This is a genomic window from Aliarcobacter cibarius, assembly GCF_013372265.1.
Lineage (GTDB): Bacteria > Campylobacterota > Campylobacteria > Campylobacterales > Arcobacteraceae > Aliarcobacter > Aliarcobacter cibarius.
Genome location: NZ_CP054051.1, coordinates 1,240,067 through 1,266,347 on the forward strand (window position 1 = coordinate 1,240,067; position 26,281 = coordinate 1,266,347).

At 25.5% G+C, this 26,281-nt stretch carries 31 protein-coding genes; 15 read left to right on the top strand and 16 right to left on the bottom strand.

Going from position 1 to position 26,281, the window contains the following annotated elements; all coding sequences use genetic code 11:
* The first annotated feature begins 1 nt into the window (after position 1).
* The 3 genes from ACBT_RS06140 to glyS are packed head-to-tail and all read left to right on the top strand — an operon-like array spanning position 2 to position 2,550.
* Positions 2 to 370 (top strand): hypothetical protein, encoded by a 369-nt coding sequence (locus ACBT_RS06140; RefSeq protein ID WP_034218507.1) that lies wholly within the window; start codon positions 2 to 4, stop codon positions 368 to 370.
* Positions 371 to 392: 22 nt separating this feature from the next.
* A complete protein-coding gene (locus ACBT_RS06145) occupies positions 393 to 542 on the top strand; it encodes a hypothetical protein (protein WP_169729043.1) in 150 nt (49 codons plus the stop codon).
* Positions 535 to 2,550: a glycine--tRNA ligase subunit beta gene (glyS, locus tag ACBT_RS06150; protein ID WP_024774940.1), complete on the top strand. Its 2,016-nt coding sequence runs from the start codon at positions 535 to 537 to the stop codon at positions 2,548 to 2,550. Before ACBT_RS06145 ends, glyS begins: the two co-directional genes overlap by 8 nt.
* A 24-nt stretch (positions 2,551 to 2,574) precedes the next feature.
* Here the strand turns inward: glyS and ACBT_RS06155 are convergent, their stop codons facing one another.
* Positions 2,575 to 3,627 (bottom strand): tyrosine-type recombinase/integrase, encoded by a 1,053-nt coding sequence (locus tag ACBT_RS06155; protein WP_024774939.1) that lies wholly within the window; start codon positions 3,625 to 3,627, stop codon positions 2,575 to 2,577.
* A 101-nt stretch (positions 3,628 to 3,728) separates the two neighbouring features.
* Between ACBT_RS06155 and ACBT_RS06160 the strand changes: the two genes are divergently transcribed.
* The 10 genes from ACBT_RS06160 to ACBT_RS06205 all read left to right on the top strand — a co-directional run bounded on the left by ACBT_RS06160 (position 3,729) and on the right by ACBT_RS06205 (position 13,392).
* The gene (locus ACBT_RS06160; RefSeq protein ID WP_024774938.1) at positions 3,729 to 4,313 is read left to right on the top strand and encodes a hypothetical protein; all 585 of its coding nucleotides are present in this window, start codon (positions 3,729 to 3,731) and stop codon (positions 4,311 to 4,313) included.
* A gap of 109 nt (positions 4,314 to 4,422) precedes the next feature.
* Positions 4,423 to 4,821, top strand: coding sequence for a hypothetical protein (locus ACBT_RS06165; protein ID WP_024774937.1), 399 nt, complete (start codon positions 4,423 to 4,425; stop codon positions 4,819 to 4,821).
* 79 nt (positions 4,822 to 4,900) lie between these two features.
* Positions 4,901 to 5,131, top strand: a complete 231-nt coding sequence (locus tag ACBT_RS06170) for a hypothetical protein (protein ID WP_024774936.1) — start codon at positions 4,901 to 4,903, stop codon at positions 5,129 to 5,131.
* Positions 5,132 to 5,547: 416 nt separating this feature from the next.
* Positions 5,548 to 7,503 carry a T-complex 10 C-terminal domain-containing protein gene (locus ACBT_RS06175; protein WP_024774935.1) on the top strand — a complete coding sequence of 652 codons (1,956 nt, stop codon included), beginning with the start codon at positions 5,548 to 5,550 and terminating at the stop codon, positions 7,501 to 7,503.
* Complete coding sequence (locus ACBT_RS06180; protein WP_024774934.1) at positions 7,500 to 9,050, top strand: hypothetical protein; 1,551 nt, start codon at positions 7,500 to 7,502, stop codon at positions 9,048 to 9,050. Before ACBT_RS06175 ends, ACBT_RS06180 begins: the two co-directional genes overlap by 4 nt.
* Complete coding sequence (locus tag ACBT_RS06185; RefSeq protein ID WP_024774933.1) at positions 9,050 to 9,490, top strand: hypothetical protein; 441 nt, start codon at positions 9,050 to 9,052, stop codon at positions 9,488 to 9,490. Before ACBT_RS06180 ends, ACBT_RS06185 begins: the two co-directional genes overlap by 1 nt.
* Complete coding sequence (locus tag ACBT_RS06190) at positions 9,490 to 10,623, top strand: zonular occludens toxin domain-containing protein (RefSeq protein ID WP_024774932.1); 1,134 nt, start codon at positions 9,490 to 9,492, stop codon at positions 10,621 to 10,623. Before ACBT_RS06185 ends, ACBT_RS06190 begins: the two co-directional genes overlap by 1 nt.
* A gap of 10 nt (positions 10,624 to 10,633) precedes the next feature.
* Positions 10,634 to 10,849, top strand: coding sequence for a hypothetical protein (locus tag ACBT_RS06195; RefSeq protein ID WP_024774931.1), 216 nt, complete (start codon positions 10,634 to 10,636; stop codon positions 10,847 to 10,849).
* Positions 10,850 to 10,860: 11 nt separating this feature from the next.
* The gene (locus ACBT_RS06200) at positions 10,861 to 12,051 is read left to right on the top strand and encodes a type II secretion system protein GspD (protein WP_024774930.1); all 1,191 of its coding nucleotides are present in this window, start codon (positions 10,861 to 10,863) and stop codon (positions 12,049 to 12,051) included.
* Between the two features lie 21 nt (positions 12,052 to 12,072).
* Positions 12,073 to 13,392, top strand: coding sequence for a replication endonuclease (locus tag ACBT_RS06205; protein WP_024774929.1), 1,320 nt, complete (start codon positions 12,073 to 12,075; stop codon positions 13,390 to 13,392).
* Between the two features lie 461 nt (positions 13,393 to 13,853).
* On the opposite strand, the gene ACBT_RS06210 is transcribed toward ACBT_RS06205, so the two are convergent.
* The 6 genes from ACBT_RS06210 to ACBT_RS06235 all read right to left on the bottom strand — a co-directional run bounded on the left by ACBT_RS06210 (position 13,854) and on the right by ACBT_RS06235 (position 17,825).
* Positions 13,854 to 14,204: a hypothetical protein gene (locus ACBT_RS06210; RefSeq protein WP_024774928.1), complete on the bottom strand. Its 351-nt coding sequence runs from the start codon at positions 14,202 to 14,204 to the stop codon at positions 13,854 to 13,856.
* 189 nt (positions 14,205 to 14,393) lie between these two features.
* Positions 14,394 to 15,425 (bottom strand): bifunctional 3,4-dihydroxy-2-butanone 4-phosphate synthase/GTP cyclohydrolase II, encoded by a 1,032-nt coding sequence (locus ACBT_RS06215; protein ID WP_024774927.1) that lies wholly within the window; start codon positions 15,423 to 15,425, stop codon positions 14,394 to 14,396.
* A 30-nt stretch (positions 15,426 to 15,455) separates the two neighbouring features.
* Positions 15,456 to 16,205 (bottom strand): LPS export ABC transporter ATP-binding protein, encoded by a 750-nt coding sequence (lptB, locus tag ACBT_RS06220; protein ID WP_024774926.1) that lies wholly within the window; start codon positions 16,203 to 16,205, stop codon positions 15,456 to 15,458.
* Positions 16,174 to 16,590, bottom strand: coding sequence for a tRNA (adenosine(37)-N6)-threonylcarbamoyltransferase complex ATPase subunit type 1 TsaE (gene tsaE, locus ACBT_RS06225; RefSeq protein ID WP_024774925.1), 417 nt, complete (start codon positions 16,588 to 16,590; stop codon positions 16,174 to 16,176). Before tsaE ends, lptB begins: the two co-directional genes overlap by 32 nt.
* Positions 16,590 to 17,576: an anthranilate phosphoribosyltransferase gene (gene trpD, locus ACBT_RS06230; RefSeq protein ID WP_024774924.1), complete on the bottom strand. Its 987-nt coding sequence runs from the start codon at positions 17,574 to 17,576 to the stop codon at positions 16,590 to 16,592. Before trpD ends, tsaE begins: the two co-directional genes overlap by 1 nt.
* Complete coding sequence (locus ACBT_RS06235; protein ID WP_024774923.1) at positions 17,577 to 17,825, bottom strand: S4 domain-containing protein; 249 nt, start codon at positions 17,823 to 17,825, stop codon at positions 17,577 to 17,579.
* Between the two features lie 97 nt (positions 17,826 to 17,922).
* Between ACBT_RS06235 and ACBT_RS06240 the strand changes: the two genes are divergently transcribed.
* Positions 17,923 to 19,158 carry an argininosuccinate synthase gene (locus ACBT_RS06240; protein WP_024774922.1) on the top strand — a complete coding sequence of 412 codons (1,236 nt, stop codon included), beginning with the start codon at positions 17,923 to 17,925 and terminating at the stop codon, positions 19,156 to 19,158.
* A gap of 36 nt (positions 19,159 to 19,194) precedes the next feature.
* Here ACBT_RS06240 and ACBT_RS06245 read toward each other — a convergent pair whose 3' ends face one another.
* From ACBT_RS06245 to ACBT_RS06265, 5 genes are read right to left on the bottom strand one after another with little or no spacing between them, the layout of a single operon-like run.
* The gene (locus ACBT_RS06245) at positions 19,195 to 20,631 is read right to left on the bottom strand and encodes an AMP-binding protein (protein WP_024774921.1); all 1,437 of its coding nucleotides are present in this window, start codon (positions 20,629 to 20,631) and stop codon (positions 19,195 to 19,197) included.
* Positions 20,628 to 21,767 (bottom strand): MBOAT family O-acyltransferase, encoded by a 1,140-nt coding sequence (locus tag ACBT_RS06250; protein WP_024774920.1) that lies wholly within the window; start codon positions 21,765 to 21,767, stop codon positions 20,628 to 20,630. The genes ACBT_RS06245 and ACBT_RS06250 overlap by 4 nt, the downstream gene beginning before the upstream one ends.
* Positions 21,767 to 21,907 (bottom strand): hypothetical protein, encoded by a 141-nt coding sequence (locus ACBT_RS06255; RefSeq protein ID WP_169729042.1) that lies wholly within the window; start codon positions 21,905 to 21,907, stop codon positions 21,767 to 21,769. Before ACBT_RS06255 ends, ACBT_RS06250 begins: the two co-directional genes overlap by 1 nt.
* A 10-nt stretch (positions 21,908 to 21,917) precedes the next feature.
* The gene (locus ACBT_RS06260) at positions 21,918 to 23,033 is read right to left on the bottom strand and encodes a D-alanyl-lipoteichoic acid biosynthesis protein DltD (protein ID WP_024774919.1); all 1,116 of its coding nucleotides are present in this window, start codon (positions 23,031 to 23,033) and stop codon (positions 21,918 to 21,920) included.
* Complete coding sequence (locus tag ACBT_RS06265; RefSeq protein WP_024774918.1) at positions 23,030 to 23,260, bottom strand: acyl carrier protein; 231 nt, start codon at positions 23,258 to 23,260, stop codon at positions 23,030 to 23,032. The genes ACBT_RS06260 and ACBT_RS06265 overlap by 4 nt, the downstream gene beginning before the upstream one ends.
* 152 nt (positions 23,261 to 23,412) lie before the next feature.
* On the opposite strand from ACBT_RS06265, the gene ACBT_RS06270 reads away from it, so the two are divergent.
* A complete protein-coding gene (locus ACBT_RS06270; protein ID WP_024774917.1) occupies positions 23,413 to 23,913 on the top strand; it encodes a gamma carbonic anhydrase family protein in 501 nt (166 codons plus the stop codon).
* Here the strand turns inward: ACBT_RS06270 and ACBT_RS06275 are convergent.
* Genes ACBT_RS06275 through ACBT_RS06290 form a run of 4 tightly spaced genes read right to left on the bottom strand, consistent with a single transcriptional unit; the run spans position 23,864 to position 26,281 of the window.
* The gene (locus ACBT_RS06275; protein ID WP_024774916.1) at positions 23,864 to 24,562 is read right to left on the bottom strand and encodes an energy-coupling factor ABC transporter ATP-binding protein; all 699 of its coding nucleotides are present in this window, start codon (positions 24,560 to 24,562) and stop codon (positions 23,864 to 23,866) included. The two genes, ACBT_RS06270 and ACBT_RS06275, sit on opposite strands and share 50 nt — an antisense overlap.
* A complete protein-coding gene (locus ACBT_RS06280) occupies positions 24,559 to 25,203 on the bottom strand; it encodes an energy-coupling factor transporter transmembrane component T family protein (protein WP_024774915.1) in 645 nt (214 codons plus the stop codon). Before ACBT_RS06280 ends, ACBT_RS06275 begins: the two co-directional genes overlap by 4 nt.
* On the bottom strand, positions 25,200 to 25,682 hold the full coding sequence (locus ACBT_RS06285) for a hypothetical protein (protein WP_024774914.1): 483 nt from the start codon (positions 25,680 to 25,682) through the stop codon (positions 25,200 to 25,202). The genes ACBT_RS06280 and ACBT_RS06285 overlap by 4 nt, the downstream gene beginning before the upstream one ends.
* On the bottom strand, positions 25,679 to 26,281 hold the full coding sequence (locus ACBT_RS06290; protein WP_024774913.1) for a CbiM family transporter: 603 nt from the start codon (positions 26,279 to 26,281) through the stop codon (positions 25,679 to 25,681). Before ACBT_RS06290 ends, ACBT_RS06285 begins: the two co-directional genes overlap by 4 nt.

A 26,281-nucleotide genomic window follows, 5' to 3' on the forward strand; every position in this document is an offset into this window, starting at 1 on the left:
AATGAAGATTATTGGAGATTCTATAGTACCTTTTGAAGAGTTTTTTAAAGTTTCAAATGTTGAAGAAATTAAGAATACAAAACCTAATTCTCTAATTTTCTTTGAATATAACGAAGAACTTTTGAAATATTGCTATTTGAATAATTTAAACTATTTTGTTCAAATTAACTCTGTAAAAGAGGGATTGTATGCAAATAGTTTAAATGCTAAATATATAGTTTGTAAAAAAACTTTGGCAAAAAAGATGCAAAAAATTGCAGAGAATTATATGTTTGATTCTAAAATTTTGGCAATTATAAAATCTAATGATGAATTAGAAGAGATTGCACTAGATGAAATTGATGGAGTAATATATAAAGAACTAATTTAAGTTTTTTATTAAAAGGAAAAAATTGAAAGAGATAATTGATACGATAGTTGTGATTTTATTTGTGTTTATGGTTGCTATGTTTATTATAAATTTCAATAGACAACAAATAAAGAAACATACAGATAAATTAGAAGATATAGAAAATCAAAATAAGGATAAAAACAATGCTTAAACCACTTTTAATAGAAATTGGAGTTGAAGAGTTACCAGCTATTCCATTTTTACAAGAACTTCCTAATATTGAGAAAAAATGGAGTGATATTTTAGAAAAAAATAGACTTCTTTGTAATTTTGAGTTATTTTATACTCCAAGAAGATTGGTTTTATGGCATAGAGAGTTTCAAGTAAAACAAGAAAATAGTGAGTTTGAACATATAGGTGCACCTAAAAAGATAGCTTTTAAAGATGGTGTTGCAACTCCTGCTGCTGCTAGTTTTGCTACAAAATGTGGGATTAGTGTAGATGAAATATCTTTTAAAGATTTTGGGAAAGGTGAAGTTTTATATTATAAACAACAAATAGTTGGACTTGAAGCAAAAGAACTTTTAAATACTATGGTAAACGAGTTTGTAAATTCTTTAAGTTTTGGAAAATCTATGAGATGGGGAAGTAGAAGTGATAGTTTCATAAGACCTATTAGATTCTTTTCAATGATGCTTGATAGTGAGATAATTGAAGGAGAACTATTTGGTGTAAAATCATCTAATATTTCTTATGGTCATAGAATGGAAAGTTATGAACCTTTTAGTTTTTCACATGTTGGGGATTATTTCTGTAAACTTGATAAATATGGAGTTATTCTATATCAAGATGAAAGAAGAAAAAGAATTCTTGAGCAACTAAAAAATATTGAGACGAAACATAATGTTCAAATAGAATTGGATATTGAACTTTTAGATGAAGTTGTTGCAATTACAGAATATCCAACTGCACTTTTAGGAAAATTTGATGAAGAGTTTTTAGAACTTCCACCAGAAGTTATTGTTACATCTATGAAAGCAAATCAGAGATATTTTGCTGTTTATAAAAATGGAAAATTAGCAAATAATTTTGTTGTTGTTTCAAATGCTTTAACAGATGATTTTGGATATATAATTTCTGGAAATGAGAAAGTTTTAAGACCAAGACTTGCTGATGCAATGTTTTTCTATAAAAATGATATAAAAAATGGTTTAAGAAATGATGGATTAAAAAAATTAGTTTTTGTTGAAGGTTTAGGAACAGTTTATGACAAATGTGAAAGAGAAGTAAAAATTGCTTCTTATTTAGCTAAAAAACTTGATGTAAAAGAAACTGATATTTTAGAAAAAGCAATAATGCTTTCTAAAGCTGATTTAATGAGTGAAATGGTTTATGAATTCACAGAATTACAAGGTCTTATGGGATATTACTACTCTAAAATTGCAAATAATGATGAAAAAATTAGTCTTGCATTAAAAGAACAATATCTTCCAAGTGGTGAAAATTCAGAGTTACCAAGCACTATTTTTTCTTCAATTGTGGCTATGTCAAATAAAATTGATAATTTAATGGCATTATTTAGTGTTGGAAAAATTCCAACAGGTTCAAAAGATCCATTTGCATTAAGAAGATCTGCTTTAGGAATTGTAAGAATTGCAATAGAACATAAAATTGATATTGATTTTAAAACTATTATTGAAGATTTAAAAATAAATTATACAAATCTTGACACAAAACTTTTATTAGAATTCTTCAATGAAAGATTGTTTAAAATCTTTAATGTAAACCCTACAGTTCTAAAAGCAGTTTTAAGTAGTGGAGAATCAAATATTTATAAAGTTTATCAAAAAGTTGAAGCTCTAAATCCTGTTGTTGAAAGTGATAATTTCAAAGATTACAGTGCAACATTTAAAAGAGTTGCAAATATAGTAAAAGATGTTGATTTAAATTCAGATTTAAATGTAAATAGTTCTTTATTTGAGCAAGTTGAAGAAAAAGAATTGTTTAATAATTTTGAAAAAATTAAAGCTACAAACTTCTTATCTTTTGATGAAGAATTAGAAGCTCTTTTTAGCTTAAAACCACAATTAGATAGTTTCTTTGAAAAAGTTTTTGTAAATCATGAAGATGAAAAAATAAAAATGAATAGAAAAAATTTAATTGCTCAAGTTTATTTAGGTTTTAGAAATATAGCTGATATTAAAGAAATTACAATCTAATAAAAGTACCTTCTAGGTACTTTATTAGAATATTTCTGTAGTTTTTTTAAGTCTATCTTTATCAAAATGTGTATAAATACGGCTAGTATTTATATCTGCATGGCCCAATGCTTCTTGAACAAGAATTAAATCTTTGTGTTTTGAATAAAGTAATGTTGCAAAGCTATGTCGTAACATATGCGCTCCATTTTTTTCTTTTCTAATTCCAGCACTCATTAAAATATTTTCTACAATTCTGCTAACATAAGCTTGAGTTAGCCTATCACCTTTTTGATTGCACACTAAAATATCACTGATACAAATCCTTTGATTAAGCCAGTTTTGTAAATCATTCTTAATAATATTACATTTTATCATTACAACTCGAGGTTTATTTCCTTTTCCTCTAATTTGCAGCATATAAACATCATCTTCTTTATAAATATCTTTTAATCTTAAGTTTAGCATTTCACTTACCCTAATACCTGTGTAAAGAATAATTTTTAAAATAACTCTATTTCTATAAGTTAGGTTTTCACTAAATTCATATTTATCGATAGCTGACAAAAATCTATTTACTTCTTCTTCATTCATAAAAGAGGGGAGTTTAGAACCTGATTTTCCACTAAGACCTTGCCAATTTTTTAACTCAATTTTAAATAAGTATGAATTACCATCAGTTGTTTCATTTTGTTTATCAACATATGAAAAAAATGATAGTAGGGCAATTCGGTGATTTTTTTTACTAGCATCTGATAAAGAACTTGTTTCACTTGCTAAAAAATCACTTAAAAGTTCTTCATCAAATTCTTTCATTGAAGCTAAACCTAATTTTGTAGAAAATTTATAAAGTTTTAGTAGGGGATTAAAATATGTGTTTATTCCACTTAAACCAATATTTCTTGCTTCTTTAACCAAAGATTCTAATTCTTCTATATTTTTTGTACCTGTAACTAATCTTTTTAAAATATATGCCAATTTGTCTTTATCATTTACTAATCTATTTGATAAACTTGTAATTTTATTTCTTACAAATCTTTCAAGCCAAAATAGCATTGTGGAATCAAAATCGTTTTTAAAGTCTAATTCATATCTCATAAAAATTCCTAATAAACTTAAAGTAAGTAGAAGTATATCAAATCATATATTAATATCAGTTTGAAAATTATAGTTTTCAATACTTATGATATATTTCTCTTATGGAAAAACAAGAATTTAGAATAAATGAAAATTATCACAAGCTTTTATTAACTGCTTCAACTGATAAAAATTTAAGTTCTAATCAATTCCGTGTGTTCTTTTATATTTCAACTCATAGCGATATTGTGGTTAAAGATATGCAAAGTGATTTAAATTTCAAAACTACTAATTTGATGTCTGAATCAATTAAAGCACTTATTCAAAATGGATATATCACAAGAAGAAAAGCAAAAAAGAAAGTTAAAAAAAATACTCCTTTTTATGTTTATGAGTTAAATCTTGAAAAAGCGTTAGATTTTAATTTCAATAAATTAAATAGCTCTGAAGATTATTTTAAAGCTATTGAAAATATTTATAACTATTTCTTTAAATTGATACCTACTTCATTTAAAGTTGATACTCATAAAAATTTTAAATCTGTTGAATTAATGCTTTATAAAGATGAAAGACCATTTGAACTTATAAAACAAATTATTGATTTTGTAGCTTCAACAAAATATAGAAGAACTATAAATAGACCTTTCAAATTAAGAAAAGAGTTTGAAATGTTATTAGATGAACTTAATAAAAAGCAAAGTAATTAACCCCTGCTTTGTTTTTTAGTGAGTTTTCTCACTCGGTCGGGGTAGTTTAAGCCCTCCCCGTTCGTTACTTGTAAATCGGGCTTAACAAAATAACTATAAAGGGCAAAAAATGACAATTACTCAACAACAATACACAACTATCTATAAAGTTGCAACTTTTAATTCTTTAAAAGTTACTAAGGCTGGAGTTATGGACGGTAATAATTATGGTGATTCTTTGACAATCAAACTTATAAATATTATTGAAGAAGAAACTGAAGAATTTGGTATAGCTGAAAAAGAGCAATTACTAGAGATACAAATCAAATGCGACAATCCTACTCAAGTAGCAGAATTAAATATGGTTCTACGAACATTAAAAGCAAATGGAGTAGTTTTTGAGTTAAACGGATTATTACCTTCTAGACCTGAAAAATCTTCATTTCTTAAAGTTGTGTGTACTGATAAAACAGATTTTTTAATTCAAAGATTATCTTCTTTGATTAAAAAAGATTCAAAAGGGGCTTAATGCCCCTATTTTGTTTTTGATTGTGTGTACTCTTACCTGTGCATACAACAAAAAACAAAACATTCATAAGGAGAAAATTATGTTTAAAAAATTAGGAAAAAAAGCAAAAGCTTTAGGTGTTGTTGCAGCTGCAACAATTTTATCAACTGGTGCTCAAGCAGCAATTACTTACGACGCAACAAATAAAAAATTTGGTGGTGAAGTAGATTTAGGTGCTTATTATTCAGGTGTTGAAATTGCAGTAGCAGTTGTTGGTGTTACTTTAGGTATTAGTTTATTCTTTGCTATGCTTAAAAAGGCAAGAGGTTAAAATTTTTAAGAGTAGTACCTCCTACTCTTACTAAAATTATTTCAAGGATTAAATATATGTTACATTTTACTTTTATAATATCTTCAATCTTTGCAATAGTTTTAATTTTCAATTTTACTCAAATAATAATTACTAAAACAATAGAAACTATTAAAAATGCTCGTGAGTCTTTCTAATGGATCATATATCTTTAGGTCTTACTCTTAATGAGTTTAATTTTTTAAGCGGTTTAACTGGTCTTATCTGTGCTAGTTTAATCGTTTTTTCTATTTTCAAAAGGTTCTAATATGGAAATGTACATAATTGCAATTACTGATAATCAGGCATTTAACTATTTTTTTTCATTTCCAATTTATACTATGTTTATTTCTCTGCCTTTCATAGCACTATTAAATTTATTTAAAAAGATTTAATCTATGAAAAAGCTCTTATTTTCTCTTCTGGTTTTATTATCAGTTAATCAATTATTTGCTTCATACTGTTATGTAAAAAATCAAACTTGGCAAACTGGTGGTATTTCAGGGTGTTCTTATGGAACTGGATTAAATGGAGCTAAACTAACATATATGCACCAATTACCTGATAATCCTGATGGTGGTCAATGTAAAGGTAGAATGTATGTTTGTGAAGATAGAGAAGGCTCTATTCCTTCAGGTGCTTCACTTTTACCTTCTTATGTAACTTATAATCCAAATGCTCTTATTGGTGAATATCCATATATTTGCGGTAAAAATACTGAAAGTTGGTATTCTATATTCGAAGGTGCTTCGGGTGAAGGTTTTTATTCTTGTGAAGGTGGTTTTCCCGTTCATCTTCCTAATGTAGATTCAATTAACCCTAATGACCAAGAAAATCCTTTATCTTGCTCTGAAAATTATACTCAAATTTATATTCTTGGTTTTAATCAAAGGCATAAATCAGGTTATTCTTCATTTTCTTGTTTTCCAAAATTTGATGAAACTGGTGAATTTTCTGATTCTAAACTTGATGAATTATCTAATTCTTTAAAATCAGGTGCTTTAACTGGTGATCTTATGGTTGATCCAATTACTTATAATAATGATGATGGTTCTACTACTATGATTCTTCCTGATGGGACAAAACAAACTATTTATCCTAATGGTGCTTTGATAACTGAATATCCTAATAATGAAATAAAAGTGGATTATTTATTTGGAGATTTAGCACCTAATAAAACTGGAAATTTTATTAAATATCAAGCTATTGACAAATTAGGAAATAAATATTTTGAAACTAATGAAGGTGTTAAATATCTTCTTGAACCAAATGGCGATTTAACAAAATATAAAGACGGTATTACTTTAACTGAAAAAGTAGATTATAACACTTGGAAACCTATTCAAACCTATGGTCATAAAACTGGATCAGGTTCTGGTTCTGGTTCTATTTCTTCAAATACTGGATCAGGTTCTGGATCTGATTCTAATGGTCAATATCTTGATGGAACTAATATAGGTGATACTTCAAATGAATCAGGTGTTGGCGGTGAAGTACCTGAAATTAAAGAAGAAGAAGAAGAAGAAGAAGAAGCAAAAAGTTGTTCTGATCCTAATTTAACTTATCAACAAAAAATGTTTTGTGAAATTAATCGTGGATTTAGGAAAATTAATCAAGAAGATAATCCTGAAATGTCTATTAACAACATGTTAGCAAAATATAATGAAACTATGAACAGAAACGAATTAGCTATTGCTTATAATCTTAGGCAAACTGCTATTCAATCAGGTGAAGCAATTATTTTACAAAAACAACAAAATAATAAACTACAAGATCTGAATTTACTATCTTCAAATGAAACTTCTCAATATTCTGCAATTAAAACTGGTATTGATTCACTAACTTCAAATTTATCAAGATTATTTCCTTCTTTAACTAATGGTGGTGGAACTGGTGGCGGTTCAACTGGTGGAACTGGTTCTAATGAAGAAGGTACAATAGGCAATACTGCTAACCTTGATGAATACTTTTATTCTGATTCAACTGTAAATACTGATAATGTTACTAATAATGCTAATGATACAGATTCTATAATAGATTCTTTAATTTCTGTATATGGTACTTTTGTTAATAATATAAATAATTCTTTTAATATTATTCAAACTCAAATACAAGATACAAAATCTCTTATTACTGGTACTAATAATATTTTTGAAAAACAAAATATTATTAATTGTCCTATTTCTTATCAATTTGATTTATCACAATATAACTTATCAAAAAAAGAAATAAATATAGATATATGTAAATATTTTAGTGAATTAAAAACTTTTGGTTATTTTATTGTTTATGTTTCTTTAATGTTTGCTTTGATGTTCTCTACATTATTTATAATAGGAGTTCTTTCTAAATGAAAAAGATATTAATAATTTTAACTTTTTTAATTAATTTTGCTTTTTCTGATTATTTAGTAACATATAATGGAAAGAATTATTGTACTTCTCAATTTTCTGAAGCAACTGATACTAATAATTATATACTTGTACAATATTATAACACTACTGATACTTTAATAACTTTACAAATGTCTAGGAGTGGTATTACTTCTATAAAAACAGGTTATCAATATAATAATGTTTCTAAAACTTGTGATCCGATTTCAGGTAAAAAAAATTATGAAATATTTGAATATATAAAATTATTATTTAAATATCCAAATTTACCTTCTTTAACAACTTATATTTCAGCACTTGATCAGGGTACTGCAAATAATCTTTTTAATATAAAGCCCGTTTATAAATATACTTTTCAAAGTGGAAAAACTTTTTGTACAACTGGTTATGGACATTCTTATAGTACTGCAAAATATATGTATTCTCCTGAATATCCAAATCCTACTTACACACAATTTACTTTTACAAATGGCTCTGAAATTGTTTCAAAAATACAATTTAATTACACTTATAATTATTTAACTAAAGAATGTTTTTTATCTAGTGGAGATACACCCTACGATTTGCCTAATGATTTAGGAACACCGACTGATACAGTTTCAAAAAATACACCTACTCAAACTGAAAAATTTAAATCATATTATTCATTATTTGAAAGTGCTAATAATTTACCTAATCCTAATCCTCAAATTAATGATATTACTATTGATACAACTAAAGCAAGTACTAACTGTGATAATCCTATGTTAACTTTACAAGATAAATTATTATGTGAAATAAATAACCATTTAAGGAAAATTAATCAAGAATCAAATCCCCAATATTCACTAAATAATTTAATTGGTATTCTAAATACTTCACACAATAATAATACTGAATCTATTAATAAAGAGATTAAAGCTTTATCAGGTTATGAGTCTGTTCGTACTTCTGAACAAAAGAATACAAATACTATTTTAGATACTATGAAAAATAATCAAGAAATAACTAATCAATCTTTGACTAGTTTAAATACTTCTATGCAAACATTAAATACAACTTTGGGAAATTCTGATTCAATTACTCCACCTACTCCACCTGATTTAGAATTACAACCTGAAACAAATTTAAATCTTGATAAATATTTTAAAAAAGATGAAGAAACAAATACAAATGAATTAGATACTAATATTGAAGAAACAGATTCTTTAATAGATTCATTAATTAATACTTTTACAACTTTTAAAACTAATATTACTGATTCATTCACAACAATTAATACTCAAATAACAGATACTCAATCACTTATTATTAATCCAACGAATATTTTTAAAAATATTGAAGTTGTAAATTGTCCTACTACTTATGAAGCAGATTTTAGTTCTTTTGGTTTAGGTTTACAAACTGTAATAGTTGATTACTGCCACTATATGAGTTATTTAAAACCAATCATTTATTTTTTCACTTATTTAATGTTGATGATTGGATTAATCACATTTTCAATTAGATTTATAGGAGTTCTTTTATAATGCCACAATTAATATCTTTACTACTCGGATTCTTTTCTAGTGCGGGTTCATTCGCTAAATTCTTTCTTTGGATTGGTAAAAAAGTTAGTATAACTGCCGTTATCCTTCCAATTCAAATTACTTTAATAGGTGCAATAATTACTTTTAGATTGTCGCTTTTTACTGCAATAATTACTTTAATTATGTTTGTTTATAATAAATTTACTGATTTAATGGCTTTTGTAGATTTAAAAATGAGTCAAGATTTTTTAACTGTTCCTTATAAGATACTCCAATCGCTTGGAGTAATTGAAGCTATATCTGATTTTTATGCAAGTTTTACAATAGTTTTTACAACTCTTTTACTCGCATTTATAGCAAAATTAGCTGTTAATTCATTATCTCAATTAAGTGATGAATTTTATAAAATTGGTGTTTTACTTCAACTTGGTATTAAATAATGGCAATTAGTTATTATACTGGTATTCCTAGAAGTGGTAAAACTTTAAAAGCTGTTGCTTTAATTTATGAAACTTTTGTAGCTCCTAAAATTCCTAAAAAAGGTTTTTTAGATAAAGCACTTGAAAAAGCTGGATTAGATAAAAAAACTGAATGTCTTTATGAGAACTGTTATACAAATATAAATCAGTTTAATTATGAAATTGATGAAAGAATTAAACCTTTTGATTTTGATATATTTCTTTCAAAAATTCAAATCTTACATTCTATGTATTTAAATAAAGCTAATGATGATTTATTAAATGATAAAGCAAAAGAGCTACAAATTTATAAATCTTTGTTTGTTATTGATGAGTGCCATAATTTTCTAAATAAAAAAGAAGATTCTCTTATTTGGTGGGTTACTTATCACGGCCACTTATTTCATGATATTATAATGATTACTCAAAATCTTTCTTTAGTTCTCAAAGACTATACAACTTCAACTGAATATTTTTATAAAGCAATTCCACAAAGATTTAGATTTTCAAAAAATACTTTCAAGTATGTAGAATATTCGGGAAGGGAATTATATAAAAATCAAAAGTTAGGAATTGTTTCTTTAAAAGTAAAACCTGAATATTTTAATTTATATGTATCAGGTGCTGAAAAAAAAGATAAACCAATCATATATAAATATATTTTATTTCTTTTATTTCTTGTAGCTATTGCCTATTTTTCTTTTTATAGATTTACTTCTTCAATAGCTGAAACTACTGGTTCAAATGAAAATCAATCACAACAAAATCAAAATATAAATTCACCTGGTGAAAATCAATCACAACAAAATCAAAATATAAATTCACCTGGTGCAGCTGCTGAATCAAAACAATTAAAACTATTTAAATTTACTTGTTATGAAAATTTTTGTTATTACAAAATCAATAATAAAACTACTGAAATACCAATCAAAATTTTAACTCAATATGTAAAGGATAAAAAAGATGAAAATATGTACTTAGAACAAAAAGGTAAAAAAGCAAATATCTATTTATTAGATGATCCTAAAAACTTTCCATTTATGGAATTTACAACTGGTGAAGATGATAAAAAAGATTCTTCAATGAATTTAATTAATACAACAACACAACAATAAAGGGCTTAAAATGGACATTAAAAAAGTAATTGAAAAGTTATACATGCAGCGAAACGAACTATATTTAAAAATTGATTTTCTTGAAAAAGAATTATATTATTACAAACATTCCACTTTAATTTTTTTGAAATCTAGTCATACTCACTTACAAAGTAAAATAGAAGATACTTACAATGACATATCAAAAATTAATAAATCTATTGAAGATTTAGAATCAAAAAAATAAAGGGGCTTAAAATGAAAAAAATATTATTAACATTATTATTACTTATACAATTTTTAAAAGCTGAATCTCAACAATTAAACCTTACAGATTTTTCTATTTATGCAGCAGAACAAAATAATGTAAATATACTAATTGATGAATCATTATCTGACAAATCATTTATATTTACAATATCAGGAAAAGAAGATCTATATCTTGAAGCTTTTGAAAAGGCTTTAAATATTCATAATCTAGAACTTGTAAAAAATAATGGTTTGTACTATGTAAGAGATATTAAAACTTATGAAGAAAAACCAAAATATCGTGCTATAAAATTAAATTTTGTAAATTATGATGATATTCAAAACTTTCTAAATGTTTATAAAGATATTAAATTTGAATTTATAGCTACTTCTAAAATATTAATGGTTCATTCAAATGAAATGGAATTTGAATCAATTAAAGATACTATTCAAGAGATAGATACACTACCAAAACAACTTAAATTAAAAATTACAATTTTAGATACAAACTTAAATAAATTAAGAGATTATGGTTCTGAAAATTCTATTTTAAATATTGATAATAACTCAAATTTCTTTTTTAATTTAATAGCATATCCTTTCAGTTCTACAAATATGATACCTTTAGACCAAAAAAAAGGTTTTTATAGTTTTTTAAAATTTGTAAATGATGATGGAATATCTGATTTTATTTCTAATCCTATACTTACTCTTACAGATAATAAAAAAAACAGTTTTAATGTTGTTACGAACATGCCTTTTAGAACAGGTACAAGTACAATTCAAGATACACAATTCAGGACTTCAAATTCTTTCGAATATCGTGATGTAGGTTTAAAAATTGAAGTTACACCTCGTATTTACAAAGATGATAATGTCTATCTTGATTTGAACCTTGAACTATCAAATATTGTTTCTTTAACAAATAATGATATGCCTATAACTTCAAAAAAATCTATTACTCAAAGTTTTCATTTATCAAAAGAAAATATTATGATTCTTTCAGGATTGAATCAAAAAGAAAACTCAAAAAAAGAAACAGGCGTTCCAGTTTTAAAAGATATTCCACTTGCAGGTTGGCTATTTAAATATGAATCACAAAAAGATTCACTATCAAATCTTAGCATTATATTTGAGCTTGTTGAAGATTTTGAAGCACCACAAAAGTTCATAGATAAGATTAAAAATTGGGACAAATAATAAATATTAAAAGGGCTTAAAATGTACGGATTAACTAAAGAAGATTTAGAATATATAAAAACAAAACATGATCGTCAAAAGAAATATTTAGAAAATAATTCTTTTGTTACTTCTAGCGGTCAAGTAAAAACTTTACTAGATGTTTCTCACTCTGCTAATCATAGTGAAAGATATTACTCTGAAATGCAAAATAAACTTAATACTATTCAGGATTTTATAAATACTCAAACTGATGTTAGTTATTCCCCTATTTTTTTAACTATTACTCTTGATGGTTTCTTTCGTGGTTTTCTTTATGGTGATTTTTCTAAATATTATCCTGGTGTACATAAAAAACTAATTCCTAATAATGAGCGTTTTGGCTTTCTTCAAGATAAGATAATGAAAAAAGAAAAATTTACAATAAAAGATTTATATAATTGTATTAATTACCAATGGTCTAGATTTTTAAAATCACTTATTTTTAAACAATTTAAAAAAGATAATATTAAAATTCATTATATAAAAACTGCTGAACCACATAAGAAAGATGGAGTGCCGCACTTTCATTTATTGGTTTATTGTCCTTTTAATAAAGTAGAACTTTTAAAAGAATATTATAAAAGATACTTCCCTGCTCCCCAAAATATAAGAAAATTAAAAAAAGGCTCAAATGATTTAAAAGGTTTTCAAACTGATTTACATTCACCTTTAGGATATATATTAAAGTATGTTTTAAAATCTTTTAGAGATGTTAAAAATGAAGCCGAAATAGATTACCTTCAAGCTTGGTATATAAAAAACAGAATATTAAGAATAGTTACTTCTCATTCTACGATTCCAATGTGGGTTTATAGAAAATTACTTCCACTTGAAAAAGATCTATATAATTTAAATTTTACTTATAAGGAAAATCCTACGCTTTCCGAATGGTCAAAGGAAGATGATTATATTTCAATCACTAATGAACATGGAAGAACCTTGCAATATAATCAAGGTCAATATAAACTATTCTATCAGTACGGAAAAATTATAAAAGAATTTGGAGAAAAAAAAGAATTTCAAAAACCTATATTTAAAAAGATAGAATTAAAGTATAAGAAAAAAATTAAACAACCTAAAATTATTATTGAAGGTGAATTCTATAAACAAATTGATAATCACCTGGTTAAATTAAATTATACTAAACCTATCAATTACAGAACTAACTTAGAGCTCTACCAGGAATATAAAAAACTTAATACAAATATTGATTCAGTCAATTTAAAATATTATGCACTAATTAAAAATGAACTGATAAATCGTCAATTCATAGATGAAGATTTAATTTCAGCAAATTTATATAACACAGATATATATTAAATAATGATAATTTAAACCGCCTATTAGGATTTATTTTTTTTTTGCTTTTTTTGGTTCTTTTTTTGGCGAAAAAAAAGAATATATCTCAACCGTAAAGAATGCCCTTAAAACTATGTTTTAGTGATAAAATTTCTAAAGAAACCCGTTAAAAGCTATGCTTAGGGTTTTTTTCGAATTTTAATCACTGAATAACTGTAAAATAAACTTAAATTTTTAAAATTTTATAAATGTAATGTTAAAAATTTAAAAATTTCTGTTTAGTTTCAGTTAAATAGTTTCTCTAACAAATGCTAATGCAACTGTTTACAAGTTGCTAAAATATCTTTAAATATTAAATTAAAAGCAGCTGCATAAAGTAAACTCAGAAGCCCCGCGTAGCGGGGCAATGAGTTTACTCTTGTCTAATTATCAAAAGTTGTTCGACAATTATTAAAAAACCTAATTTACTTTATTTCAATATTTTACTTTATAATTTTATAATTATATACAGAACATTCAATATATTCAGAATAGCTTTTATCGTTGCAATATCCACTTATTATATTTTTCTCTTTATACATTTTTGTATCAAGTCTTAAATATATTAATCCTTTTTCATGATCTTTTAGTGTGTATTGATAATAATCTCTATAGTCTTTTATATTTATTATTGTTCCATTAAATTTAATATCATTTCTTTTTGAAGTTTCTTTTTCATTAAATTTTCTTAATTCATTTTCAATACTTTGATTAAATTTATACTCTTTTTCTTTATAAATTACTTCTCCATTTGCAAAACTTATACTTATTAAAAATAATAATGCTTTTTTCATAATAATAACTCCCCTATTTTTTATTTTAAATTTATTTTTACAAGTAATTTAAAATTATTTATTGCTATTTTTGTTACCTATTTACACATATTTATTAAAAAAATAAAAAAAATAACTACTGTTAATTAAAGTTTTCAATACTAAATATAATATAAAAATAGCTAGGATTTAAAACTAGCTATTTCCAACTTATGATTCTATTTGTATTTCTTCAACTATTTCTAAACCAAATCCATTTAAACCAACAAATGAATGTTTTCCACCACTTGTCATTAATTTCACTTTCTTAATGTTTAAAGAACTTATTATTTGAGCACCAATTCCATAGTTTTTCTCAATTTCTTGGTTTTTGTTTTCATTGTTTAAAAATATTAAAACTCCATCTTTACTTTGTAAAAAGTTAATTGTTTTTAACATTGAGTGAAGTTTGTCATCATTTATGAAGATTTTGATATCTGGTCTTATTGTATGAAATTTTACATGAGTTAAATCTTTTAACTCTCCAAATATAATTGCAGTATGAATATTTTCTAAATGATCTCTAAACTCTTTTTTTATTGCATTTTGTCCAAAAAACTTAATCTGTGCACTAGAAATTTCAGTTACTAGTTTTTCATGAGATAATCTATATTCAACTAAATCAGATATATAAATTTGTTTTAAGTTATGTTTTGCTGCAAATATATCTAAATCATCTCTTCTTGCCATAGTTCCATCTTCTTTTAAGATTTCACAAATAACAGCTTCACCTTTTAATCCTGCAAGCTTACATAAATCTACACTTCCTTCTGTATGCCCTGTTCTAACTAATACACCACCATCTTTTGCAATAAGTGGAAAAATATGGCCAGGTCGAACTAATTCAACAGCTTTAGCTATAGGATTTGCTAGGATTTTTATAGTATTGTCTCTTTCAATAGCACTAATTCCAGTAGCAGCATTTGCATCATCAACAGAAACTGTAAATGCAGTTTCATAAGCTGAAGTATTTGAACTAACCATAGGGTATAATTCAAGTCTTTTTGCTGTTTCATTTGGAACACTTACACAAACTAAACCTTTAGCATGCGTAACCATAAAATTAACGTGTTCAGGAGTACTTAATGCTGCTGAGTAAACTAAATCACCCTCGTTTTCTCTATCTTCATCATCAAGCATGATTACCATATTACCTTTTTTTATCTCTTCAATTGCTTCTTTTACTCTTGTTATTGCATTCATATTTCAATCTTTCATAATTTATTATATATTTTAATTAAATTTAAAATCATCACCTAAGTAATGTTCTTTTACTCTTGGATCATTTTTTATTTCTTCAGATGTCCCACTTGCAAGTAAACTACCACTTTTCATAACATAAGCACGATTACAAATTTGTAAAGTTTCTCTTACATTGTGGTCGGTTATTAAAACACCTATTCCTATTTTTGTTAATTCACTTATTAAATCTTGAATATCTTTAACAGCAATTGGGTCAACTCCTGCAAAAGGTTCATCAAGAAGTAAAAATTTTGGTTTTGAAACCAAAGCTCTTGCAATCTCTGTTCTTCTTCTTTCTCCACCAGATAAAGATATCCCTTTTCTTTGTCTAATTGGTTCAATATCGAGTAATTCTAAAAGTTCTTCTACTCGTCTATTTTGTTCTTCTTTATCTTTAAAAACAATTTCAGCTGCTAAAAGAAGATTGTCTTCCACGCTTAAGTCTTTAAAAATTGAAGATTCTTGAGGTAAATACCCTATTCCTTTTAATGCTCTTTTATGTAAAGGCAAAGATGTTATATCTTCATTATCAAAAAAAACTTGTCCACTACTTGGTTTTACTAGTCCACAAACTGTATAAAATGTTGTTGTTTTTCCTGCTCCATTTGGTCCTAGAAGCCCAACTATTTCACCTGAATTAACTTCTAGAGAAATTCCATGTAAAATTTCAGTTTTTTTAATACTTTTTTTTATTTCTACAATTTTTAACTTATGCATCGATTTTATATAACCTTTTATCATCTTTTTTTAAAATATCTAACACTATTACATCAAATCCATAATCATTTAAAATATTTTCTAATTTACCACTACCCCACTCTACAAAGTGTATACCACTTTTTTCAAACTCTTCAAGCATACCCAATGAAATAAATTCTTCTAGTGTTTTATTATATAAATCATAGTGAAAAATTTCATTACCATACACTACTTGAAGAGAAAAAGTAGGAGAATTCACTACATCATCTAATCCAATTGCTTTTACGAAATGTTTTACTAAAGTTGTTTTCCCACTAGCTAAATCACCTCTTAGAATAACAATACAATCACGATTTTCTAGAAGTTCTTTAAGATAAGAGATTATAACTTCAATCTCATCTTCACCTAGTAAAAACTCTTTACACATTAACAACTAAGCCTTTGAGAGTATTTTATAATCTCTTCTAACTTTTTATTTGCAAGACCACTATCTATTGCTTCTCTTGCTATTTCAATCCCCTCTTTTAAGTCTCTAGCTTTACCATCAACCAAAAGAGCTGCAGCTGCATTTATTAAAACAATGTCAAGTTTTGCACCTTTTTCTTTACCAGATAATATATCTCTTGTTATTTGAGCATTAACTTCTGGTCCTGCTCCAACAATCTCATCTTTAGGTGCTAATTTTAGACCATAATTTTCAGGGTTTATTTCAACATCTACTTGTTTTCCATTATCTAATAAAGTAGCATATGTAATACTTGAAATTGATATCTCATCCATACCATCAGCCGATGATAATACCATTGCTTTTTTACAATCTAGCATATCTAAAGCAGTTGCAATTTTATTAACAAAATCTTTATGGAAAACTCCAATAACTTGTTTTTTTACACCAGCTGGACTACATAAAGGTCCAATAATATTCATAATAGTTCTATGATCAATAGTTTTTCTAACAGGTGTGATATATTTCATAGCTGGATGATGGTTAGCTGCAAACATAAAACCAAATCCCGTTTCTTCTAGCATTTTTGCAGTATCTTCTAAGCTTAAATTTAAGTTTATACCTAATGCTTCTAGCATATCAGCACTTCCACTTTTACTAGTAACACTTCTATTACCATGTTTTGCAACAAAAGATCCTACACTTGCAAGAAGTATTGAAACTGTTGATGATATATTAAAACTATAACTTTTATCTCCACCAGTTCCTACAATATCTATACACTTCTCTTTTAATTCTTCACTTATAGGAAGAGGAATCATATAATCTCTCATAGAACTAGCAGCACCAGCAAATTCAGATGCAGTTTCTCCTCTATTATATAACTCTAAGAAATAATCTCTTATCTCTTCTTGACTTAATTTGTTTTCAAAAATATCATCAAATTTTTGCTTTGTCTCTAAAAACATTTAGTTTAACCTCTCTATATACTCATCCATTTTTGATTTTGGTGTTGATTTAGTAGTTGGAATTTGAATAATTTTAAACTTTTCACTTTTTTCAAGATATTTTATTTCTATAATATCCCCTACTTTTACCTCTTTTGCTTTTTTAACTGGAATATCGTTTAAAAATACAACTTTATGCTCCAACATATCTTCAGCAACAGCTCTTCTTTTTGTAATATTTACGGCGTTTAAAAATTTATCTATTCTCATAAGATTGATTATAACGAAAAATTTCTAAAAGTGCTTAAAATTCTTTATAGTAAAACTTAGGTAAAATCCACAGTAATTTACTAAAATAGGATATAAAATGAGTAAAAAAGATATTAAAAAAGTAGTTTTGGCTTATAGTGGAGGACTTGATACTTCTATTATTTTAAAATGGCTTCAAGATGAATATAATGCTGAAGTTATCACTTTTACAGCTGATTTAGGACAAGGTGAAGAGGTTGAGCCTGCTAGAGCAAAAGCGATAGCTTGTGGTATTAAACCAGAAAATGTATATATTTTAGATGTGAAAGAAGAGTTTGTAAGAGATTATGTTTTTCCTATGTTTAGAGCAAATGCAATTTATGAGGGAGAGTATCTTTTAGGAACAAGTATAGCAAGACCATTAATCGCAAAAAAATTAGTTGAAATTGCAAATGAAAAAGGTGCAGAAGCAGTATCTCATGGAGCAACAGGAAAAGGAAATGACCAAGTTAGATTTGAACTTGGAGCGTTAGCTTTAAATCCAGAATTAAAAGTAATTGCACCATGGAGAGAGTGGGAATTGAATTCTAGAGAGAGCTTACTTGAATATGCTAGAAAACATGGAATTGAAATAGCACAAAAACATGTTGATGAAAATGGAAATCCAAAAATTAGCCCATATTCAATGGATGCAAATTTATTACATATCTCTTATGAAGGACTTCATTTAGAAAATCCAGCAAATGAGCCTGAAGAATCAATGTGGTTATGGACAACATCTCCAGAGAAAGCTCCAGATCAAGCTGAAATTATTGAAATCGAATACAAAAATGGAGATCCAATTGCATTAAATGGTGAGAAATTATCTCCTGCGAATCTTTTATTAGCTTTAAATAAACTTGGAAATAAACATGGTATTGGAAGAGTTGATATTGTTGAAAATAGATATGTTGGAATGAAAGCTAGAGGTTGTTATGAGACTCCAGGTGGAACTATTATGTTAAAAGCTCATAGAGCTATTGAATCTTTAACTCTTGATAGAGAAGCTGCTCACTTAAAAGATGAATTAATGCCAAGATATGCAAAATTAATTTATCAAGGATACTGGTTCTCTCCAGAAAGAGAAATGCTTCAAGCAGCAATTGATGCAACTCAGAAAAATGTAGAAGGTAAAGTAAGATTAAAACTTTACAAAGGTAATGTTATGGTTATTGGAAGAGAATCATCAAAATCTTTATATGATGATGCATATTCAACTTTTGAGAAAGATGAAGTTTATAATCAAAAAGATGCTGAAGGATTTATTAGATTAAATGCTTTAAGACTTGTAATTGCAGGTAAAAAACAAAGATAAAATTCTTAAATAAATTAGACAGAATTTCTGTCTAATTTATAAACTCTTATAAAGATTAATCAACTCATTTTTATCAATTTTATGGTTTGCATTGTAAGGAAAATTATCAATTTTTACAATATCTGAAGGTATCATATAATACGGAAGATTTTTTGAGATACTATCTTTTAATTCTTCAATATTTATGTTATTTTTTGAAATTATAAAAGATACCAATTTTACAACTTCAGCTCCTCTTTTTAAAGCAATAGTTATAGCGTCTTCGATTAATTTGTTAGTTAAAATTTCTTTATCTATTTCCCCTAGTTCTATTCTATATCCGTGAAGTTTTATTAACTCATCTTTTCTATTTGCAAAAAATAGTAAACCATTTTCAAAATATCCAAAATCTCCTGTTTTGAAGCTTCTTTTTTCGTATTTTTTTTCAAATTTTTGACTATTTAATTCTTCGTTTTTAAAATAACCAATTGATACATTGTCTCCTATAATTTCCATTTCTCCAATATTTTGTTCATCAATATTTAATAAATTTATTATAGTTCCTTCTTTTACATAACCAACTGGAAGACTTTTTGAGTATTTTTCTATAATTTCAGATGTAATTTCAACTAAAGTTGTAGCAACAGTAGCCTCTGTTGGACCGTATGTATTTAAAACTTTAGAGTCTGGAAAATTATTTTTTATTCTTTTTACAGTATTTGCTGGTAAGACTTCTCCACAAAATAGAAAAGTTTTTAAATCTTTTAAATTATTTTGATTAAATACTTCAGAGAGTAAAAGTTTACTTATAAAAGATGGTGTTGAAACCCAAGAATCACAAGAATATTTTTTTAATCTTTCAAAATACTCAAGATGATTTTCTATAGTATCTTTACTATTTAAAACAATAGTTGCACCTAAGCTTAAAAATCCAATCACCTCGTAAACAGATAAATCAAAACTAAAAGGTGCTTGATTCATAAAAACAGATTTATTTGAGAATCCAAAATCATTTGAAAGCCATTTTTGGAAATCCAAAATAGAATTTTGTGTTATTTGAACACCTTTTGGCTCTCCTGTACTTCCTGAAGTGAATATTATGTAAACTATTGGATCAGATAATTGATATGTTGTAGATATATTATTTTCATCAAAATGGATTTCATTTTCTATAGAATTTATTATTATTGAAGATTTTACTATATCAACTATTTTATCAACTCTTGATTTTGGATAAATTGTATCAATAGGAATATAAGGATATCCCATGTTCATACAAGCAACTATGCTTACAATGAAATCAGATTCTTTATGACCATAAATAATAATTGGATGACCTTTTGGAAGATTGTATTTTAAAATTTTATTTTTTAAAATTTCAACTTTATCTTTAAATTCTTTCCATGTTAAATCTTCATTACTTCCACAAACAGCTAAATTATCAAAATCTTTTTCACACTCAACAAAATCCATTAGTTCTAAATCAAATCTCATAAAGGAACCCTCCCACTAAAAAAATATAAAGCAAAAACTGCACCGTTTATCATTAAAAATCTTTTAATATTTACACTTAAAATTGGAGGAAATATTGAAAAATAATCAAAGCCACCTTTTTTTATATACAAAACATATGAGTTATGAATACTTGAATAAATGCCAAACAGAAAACCACTTAAAATAAAATACCAAGTTAAACCATTCCACATACCCATAAGTAAAAATGTAGAAGTTATAGCAATGTTTTGTATAAGTAATTTTCTACCTTTTAAATAAGCAAAATTATGAAGATATTTATAAAGTGGTTTAAAGAAATAGTCATTTAACCAGCTTCCAAGTGTAATATGAAATCTTCTCCAAAAATCTTGAGGATTAGGTGCTAAATAAGGATGATTAAAATTCATTGGAATAAAAATTCCCATCATAATACTAAGACCAACAGCCATTGCACTGTAGCCAGCAAAATCAAAGAATAGATAAACCGTATAAGAATAAGCACTATTTACCATATCCAAAATATTAGTACTATTTTCATCAATTTTACTTAACCAGAACATTGTTACAAGCTCTGCAAAAATGAATTTAAATAAAACACCAATAACTAAAATTTCCCAACCTTTTAATAAATTTGAAAAATTAAGATTTTCATAACCTTTTTGTAAATCTTCTTGAAATCTATATGATCTATCTATTGGACCTGCAAGTAAAGTTGTTGGAAATAGTAAAAAAGATGTAAATTCAAAGAAAGACAATTTTCCATAATTTTGACTATCAACAATGGCTTGAATAGTTCTAAATGTTATATAAGAAATACCTATTATTTTAAACATAGGATTTGCCATATCTATTTTATGTATAATCATTGGAAAAGCAATAACAATCATAGCGAAAAAAGTTTCTTGAAATTTGTTTGTAACAAATAACCAATATATAACATATGTATAAAGTAATATTAAAAAAAGTTCATAACTTTCAGGAATAGCAAAAAATATATAAGCTATAATCCCTATAAAAATTACCATTTTATAAGATATAACATTTTTTAATATATTTTTAAAAATATGTAAAAAAGCTATAAATGCAAAGCATATTAAAAAAAATCCAAGACCAGAAAATGGAAAGATATCTTCCATTAAAACTCCTCATAAACAAATTCTACTTCAGAATCTGTATCTTTACCATTTAAATCGCTTATATTTTTTTCTATTAAAATAAAAGCAAAACCAATAATTAAAAGTAGATAGACGAAAAAATATTTCAAAAAATATTTCAAAAAGATTTCCTTATTTGTTAAAATGTTCAATGATCTTTTGGTTAACTTTTAGCCAACCTAATTCTCCTAAATGAACCATATCATGTAGGTTTCCTAATTCATAACTCTTTTTATCGTAACTCCACATATTATAGAATTCATAGTTGTAACTTTCTACTTTGTCTTGTATGTTCTTGATTAAAATTTCCATTTGTTCTCTATTCTTTCCATAGGTATAAGGATGTAAATCTTGCATTATAAAAAGTGGTTTTATTTTGTAATTTTTTAGAGTTTCTAAAAGAGTTAAGAAATGTGTAAATTCTTCATTCTCTTCCAATGTTTTAGTCATTTCAATAGAGAAAGGAAAATAGTTTTTATTTATATTTGGTTCAATTACTCTTGTGTAGTAATCATTATTTATTCCAAAGTTATTATTTGTCGATGGTAGTTCATATTTATGAGCTTCATCTTTTAGTTTTTCAAAATCAATATTTATATTTTGATATTCAAATTTATCATTAGTTTCATATTTTGAATCAAGATAGCTTATAATAGCTTTTTTAATATATCTATTAATAATATTTTTCTTATATTCATTTATATTATCACTATATACGTAGCTAGGTTCTTTTATTAAACTTAGATTTTTTTGTACATAATTATTTATTTGCATTTTGATTTTTTCATCTATATTACTTGAAAAATATAGCCTATCCATCATTCCCACATACATATACTCTAAAAATTTTGGAATTTTTGTACCATTATGATTTCCCGTGAACCAACTTGGAGAAATTAGAATTACAACTCTTGCATTGTTTTCAACTTTTTTACTATTTAGTGCAGCCAATTGAGATAAAATAGCAAATTCTTGTTGTCCTTCATTACCTTGAACTCTAAGAGGAATTTGTAAATTATTAAAAAAATTTTGTGGAGTAAATTTTTGATTTTTAAAATCAAGTTCAGAAGATCCAAAAACTACAATCTTACCACTTTCTAAATCATTTTTTAGACTATGAGTTTTCTTTAAAGATTCTAAAGACTCAAAATAGTGATTAAAAATATTATTTTTATTAAAATAAAAAATTATTATTACAGTAAAACAAGCAGTTAAAAAAGCAAGAAGGTTTAAAAATAACCTACTCACTCTATTCTACTTTTAATATAATTTGCTAGTTTTTCAATACTATCAAAATTACTTACAATTATATCTCTTGTATCAATCTTAATATTAAATTCTTCTTCAAGCATCATAGCAAGATCAACAGTACCCATACTATCAATTAAATTTGATGTATAAAGGGGTTCATCATTTTCAAGCTTTTTAAAAGCCAACTCTTCCACTAACGGTTTAATTCTATTTATTATATCCATAATCTTTTCCTGAAAATAAAAATGACATTATATAAGATTTTTTTGATTATTTATACAAAAATTTTAGTAAATTTTGTAACTTTTTTGTAATATGATTGCTATGCTTTTGCTACTTTAAAGTATTAGAATCTAAACTTTTAAAGGAGTAAGTTATGATTTTGAAATTTAAAGAGTTTTATCCAGTTATTCATTCATCTGCTTGGATTGCTCCAAGTGCAGATTTAATAGGTAATATAGAAATTGGTGAAAATTCATCAGTTTGGTTTGGATGTGTTATTCGTTCAGATGTAAATGAAGTAAGGATTGGTAAAAATACAAATATTCAAGATCTAAGTATGATTCATACTGATACAAATACAAAAACAATTATTGGAGATAATGTAACAATCGGTCATAAAGTAATGCTTCATGGTTGTAAAATTGAAGATAATTGTTTAATTGGTATGAGTGCAACTATTTTAGATAATGCTGTAATTGGTCAAGGAAGTATTGTTGGAGCTAATTCATTAGTTACTTCAGGTAAAGTTTTTCCACCAAGAAGTTTGATTATGGGAAGTCCTGCTAAGGTTGTGAAAGAACTAACAGCAGAAGATGAGGAAAAATTTATAGCCCATGCACAACACTATGTTGAGTATAAAAATGAGTATAGATAGGCTCGTTTTTTAACGTTTTATCTTCTAATTTATATATTTTTGAAACTAATTTTTGTATGAAAGATTTATGATGAGAAACAATTATCATAGATTTTTCTATGCTATTTAAAATACTTAAGACTTTTTTCTCACTCTCTTCATCTAGAGCATTTGTTGGTTCATCTAAAAGTAAGATTTTTGGTTCTTTTACTAAAATTGCAGCAAGAGCTACAATTTTTTGTTCACCACCACTTAGTTCATAAATCACTCTATTTTCTAAATGTATAATATTTAATATTTTTAAGATATTTACACTCTTAGAATAAGCCTCTTTTTTATCAACTCCTAAAGTTAATAATGAAAACATAATATCTTCTATTACAGTTATGCAAAGAAAAAAATTACTTACGTCTTGAGGTAAATAACCTATTTCATCTCTATATTTTTCAAAATCTTTTTTATTTTTTATTTGGTTGTGGAAAAGAGTTATTTCTCCATTTGTTGGTTCTTCTAATCCTGCAATTATTTTTATCAAAGTTGATTTACCAACTCCATTTTGTCCAATAATTGCCATTTTTTCTTTATGTCCTAAATTTAAATTTATATTTTTAAATAAGTAGTTATTATTTTTTTTATAAGAAATATTTTTTAAATTCATTGAACAACTCATAAAACTACCTTTAGTAAAAATATAAAATTTAAAATAAAAATTAATATAAAATCAAATTTTTTAATTTCATTGCTGTAGCTTAGAAATATCTCATTTTTAAAGCCTCTTAATAAAAAATTCTCTTTTAATTGTTCGGATTTAGTAATAGTTTTTAAAAAAAGTATTCCAAAAATATTACCATAAGTTTTATATGTAAATATATCTGTTTTCGCTTTGAAATTTCTTGCTTTTAGTGATGTTCTAATATTTTTTAACTCTAAATTTAATTCAAATATTAGTTTAACACTAAAATACAAAGAAGATACAAATTTTTTTGGAAATCTAAGTATCATAAATCCTTTTACTATATCAAAACCATTTGAAGAAAAAAATAACAAAAGGTTAAATAAAATAATCATATTTACTTTTAAAAATAAATTTAACGCCTCCATAAAATTTGTTTCAAAATAGAAAAAAACAGATAAAAATAGTATGAAAAAGTTTAAAAATATTAGTTTTTTTAAAATTATAAAAATATTATCTAGATTTAAAAATATTAAAAAAATTATAGGAACAATATAAAAAACTTCTAAGTTTGAAAAACTTAAAAGTAAGCTAAAAATAAAAGCACTACTAAGTGCAATGGCTGGATTTAAATTCAATTTTTTACTTTTTTTATAAATATAAAAATCAAAACAATTAAAACTAATCCAAAAATTACTTTGAAAATTTCAAAGTAGTTTAATTGTTCTTCTAAAACTTTAACTTGATTTTTGAGAGCCCTATTCTCTTCTATTAATCCTTCTATTTCTTTATTGATTTTTGCTATTTGTATAGTTTTTTCTTCATCTTTTTGTTCTTGAAATCTTATTTTTTTATTTACTGTATGCCCATTTCCAGCATCTACAATAACTTTTAAATCATTTATTGATGTTTTGTAGTTATATTCTCCTTTTTCATCTAAAATACCTTCAAAAAGTAATTTTTCATTTGATTCTATTTTAAATTTACAATTAACACATGCTTTAGCATTCGCAAAATAGGATTTAATATAAAGATTATCATCTTTTAAATCCAAAAATAAATTCACTTTATGAGCAAATAGTAATATTGGTAAAAAAAGTATTAATAAAAATTTCATATATTTAATTCCTTTAATAAATTTGGCATAGCTTTTTTAATATATAAAAATAAAAAAAGTGTAACTAACCCTTCTAAAATCATTGTAGGAATGTTTATTACAAATATTGAATATGCAACGTTTTCATATTCATTTTTTGAAAATATTAAAAGAAAAAATAGGATAATTGAAGATATTAATATCCCACTAAAACCTACAAGAAAAAATTTAATTTTTTCATTTAATTTTTGTAAAATTCTTAGATTAAAAAGTAAAAATACTAAATATGAAGACACACCCATAATTAAAATATTTGCACCTATAGAACTAACTCCTCCAAATCCTAATAATAAAGCTTGTAAGATAAGTGCTAAAGAGATTGAAAATATACTAATACTTCCTAAAAATATACCTATAAAACCCAATAACATTAAATGAATTTGTGTTGGTCCAAAAGGAATATGTATAAAAGAAGCCACAAAAAATAGTGCACTAAAAGCTGAAGCTAATGCTATTTTATCGTTTGACAAATTTTTAAATGAATAAAATAAAAAACCAAAAGCTACAACAGTTGATACTATTGTAACTTCTAAAGTTAAAATACCATCACTTATATGCAT